This is a genomic window from Streptomyces sp. NPDC013455, from assembly GCF_040632975.1.
GTDB lineage: Bacteria > Actinomycetota > Actinomycetes > Streptomycetales > Streptomycetaceae > Streptomyces.
The window spans coordinates 1-3362 of sequence record NZ_JBEYCX010000063.1; the positions used below are offsets into that span (position 1 = coordinate 1).

Consider the following 3362-nt stretch of genomic DNA (forward strand, 5'->3'; position numbering starts at 1 on the left):
CGACCTCACCCCGCAAGACCGCCTTCACGTCCCAGTCCGTCCACGGCTCCAGGGCCCGGGCGCACTCCTCGACCCGCTCCGCGAACACCGGAGAGGTCTCCAGCAGTTCACGGCCCATGCCGAGCCACTGCGAGCCCTGCCCGGGGAACACCAGCACCGTCCGCCCGGTGGACTGCGCGGCGCCGGTCACCAGGGCGGGACTGTTCTCGCCGTTCGCCAGTGCGCTCAGCGCGGTCACGGCTTCGTCGCGGGAGCCGGCGACGATGACGGCCCGCTCGGACAGCAGGGCCCGCCGGGTGACGAGCGCGGTGGCGATCTGCGCGAGTGGCGTGTCCGTGTCCGTGGTGTGGGTCGCGAGACGCCCGGCCTGACCCGCGAGCGCTCCTTCGGACGCGGCCGAGACGACGAGCGGGACCACGAGCGGGACCGCGCCGTCGGGCGCGGCCGCCGGGTCCCCGGCGGGCTCGTCCGGGGCCTCTTCGAGGATGAGGTGGGCATTGGTGCCGCTGACGCCGAAGGAGGAGACGCCGGCCCGGCGAGGGCGGCCGGTCCGGGGCCATTCGCGCTCTTCGGTCAGCAGCTCGATGGCGCCGGCCGACCAGTCGACCTGGGAGGAGGGGGTGTCGACGTGCAGGGTGGCGGGGAGGACTCCGTACCGCATCGACTGGATCATCTTGATCACACCGGCCACGCCGGCGGCGGCCTGGGTGTGGCCGACGTTCGACTTCAACGAGCCGAGCCACAGCGGTCGTTCGCGGTCCTGTCCGTAGGTGGCGAGCAGGGCCTGGGCCTCGATGGGGTCGCCGAGGACCGTGCCGGTGCCGTGGCCCTCGACCACGTCGACGTCCGCCGGGGTCAGTCCGGCCTCGGCCAGTGCCTTGCGGATGACGCGTTGCTGGGAGGGGCCGTTGGGGGCGGTGAGTCCGTTGGAGGCGCCGTCCTGGTTGACGGCGGAGGCGCGGACGACGGCGAGGACCCGGTGGCCCTTGCGGCGGGCGTCGGAGAGCCGTTCCAGTACGACGACTCCCGCGCCCTCGGCCCAGCCGGTGCCGTCGGCCGCGTCCGCGTACGACTTGCAGCGGCCGTCGGCGGCCAGCGCCCGCTGCCGCGAGAACTGCATGAACATGCCGGGGCCGGCCATGACGGTGGCACCGCCGGCCAGGGCCATGGAGCACTCCCCGCGCCGCAGGGCCTGCGCGGCGAGGTGCATGGCGACCAGGGAGGAGGAGCAGGCGGTGTCCACGGTCACCGCCGGGCCTTCGAGGCCGAAGACGTACGAGATGCGTCCCGAGGCCACGCTTCCGGTGGTGCCCGTGCCGGTGAAGCCTTCCAGCTCGGGCGGGACCGGGCCGCCGGTCGCGTAGCCCTCGTTGATCACGCCGACGAAGACGCCGACGTCGGAGCCCTTGAGCGTCGTCGCGTCGAGGCCGGCCCGCTCCAGCGCCTCCCACGACATCTCCAGCAGCAGCCGCTGCTGCGGGTCCATGGCCACGGCCTCGCGCGGCGAGATACCGAAGAGACCGGCGTCGAACAGGGCCGCGTCGTGCAGGAACCCGCCCTGGTCGACGTAGGACTTGCCCGTCTTGTCGGGGTCGGCGTCGAACAGTTCGTCCAGGTCCCAGCCCCGGTCGGTGGGGAACCGTGAGACCCCGTCGCCGCGTTCGCGGACGAGTCGCCACAGGTCCTCGGGGTCGGTCACCCCGCCGGGCAGCCGGCACGCCATGCCCACGATCGCGATCGGCTCCGCCTTCTCGGCCTCAAGTTCACGGACGCGTTGCTGGGAGCGGCGCGCGTCGGCGAGTACGCGCTTGAGGTAGTCGCGAAGCTTGCTTTCATCCGCCATTGCGGGTCAGCTCCTAGTGGGGCTAAGGCGTCAGGTGGACTGCGGGCGGGCGTGGGGGTGGGCGTGCGGCGCGGTCCGGGCTGCCCGGCGCCTGGTGACGGGCAGCCCGGCCGGTGCCCGGCTAATTGCCGAACTCGGTGTCGATGAGTTCGAAGAGTTCGTCGTCGGAGGCGGAGTCGAAGTCGAGACCGTCCGCGGCGTCCTGCTCGGTGCCGTTCGCCGTGGACCAGGTGGACAGCAGGCCCTGGAGTCGGGTGGCGACCTGGGTGCGGGTGGCGTCGTCGGGGGCGGTGTCGGCCAACAGGGTTTCCAGCTTGCTGAGTTCGGCGAGCAGGGGATGGGTGGCAGGGGTGGCATCGCCGTCCGGGGCCAGCCGTTCGAGCAGGTGGCGGGCGAGGGCGAGGGGTGTCGGATAGTCGAAGACGGCGGTGGCGGACAGGTTCAGTCCGGTGGCCTCACGGAGGCGGTTGCGCAGTTCGACGGAGGTGAGGGAGTCGAAGCCGGCGTCCTTGAAGGCGGATTCGGCCCTGACCTGGTCCGGTCCGGTGTGCCCGAGGACGGTGGCCACCTGGCCCTGGACCAGCTCCAGCAGCAGGGTCTCCCGCTCGGCCGGGGACAGCGCGGCCAGTCGGCGGGCGAGTCCGCCGGAGTCCCCGGCGCCCGCCCGTGCGGCCTTCCGGCCGGTGCGCACCAGGGCCCGCAGCAGCGGTGCGACCCCGCCACCCAGCGCGGCGTCGGCACGCAGCGCCCGCAGGTCCAGTTTGACGGGCACCACCAGCGCCTCGCCCGCCGGCAGAGCGGCGTCGAGCAGCTCCATCCCCTCCGCCGGCGTGAGCGGTACGACACCTCCGCGCCGGCCGGTCCGGTTCCGTACGGTCTCCGCGGTGCCGGCGCCCCGGCCGCCCGCCGTCTCCCAGGGTCCCCAGGCCAGCGAGACGGCGGGCAGACCGGCCGCCCGGCGCTGGTGGGCCACCGCGTCGAGATAGGCGTTGGCCGCCGCGTAGCCGCCGGTGCCCGCGCCCAGGAAGACGGAGGAGGCGGAGGAGACCAGGACGAACATGGCGAGGTCGGGAGCGAGTTCGCGGGTCAGCTCGTCCAGGTGCCGTACCCCGGTCACCTTCGGGGCGAGGACCCGGGCCACCCGGTCCTGGTCCATCTCCCCGATCACGCCGGCGTCGAAGACGCGGGCCGCATGGACCACGGCGGTCAGCGGGTGCGCGTCCGGCACGGAAGCCAGCAGTGCGGCGACCGCCTCCCGGTCGGTGACATCACAGGCGACCACCGACACCCCGGCGCCCCGCGCCTCCAGCTCGGCCACCAGCTCCCGCGCCCCGTCCGCCTCCGGCCCGCGCCGGCCGGCGAGCACGAGGTGGCGTGCCCCGTGCCGGTCCACCAGGTGCCGGGCGATCTCGGCGCCCAGCGTCCCGGTGCCGCCGGTGATCAGCACCGTGCCCTCCGGGTCCGGCACCGGCCGCGCCGAGCCGTCCCCCGGGGCGACACGCGCCAGCCGCGGCACGTA

2 protein-coding genes are annotated in these 3362 nt (G+C 74.2%); both read right to left on the bottom strand.

Annotated features, from left to right (window positions below):
• Positions 1–1843 (bottom strand): type I polyketide synthase (locus ABZ576_RS34250; protein WP_360749989.1); only part of this gene is annotated, 1843 nt, incomplete at its 3' end.
• Positions 1844–1964: 121 nt separating this feature from the next.
• Positions 1965–3362 (bottom strand): SDR family NAD(P)-dependent oxidoreductase (locus tag ABZ576_RS34255; protein WP_360749992.1); only part of this gene is annotated, 1398 nt, incomplete at its 5' end.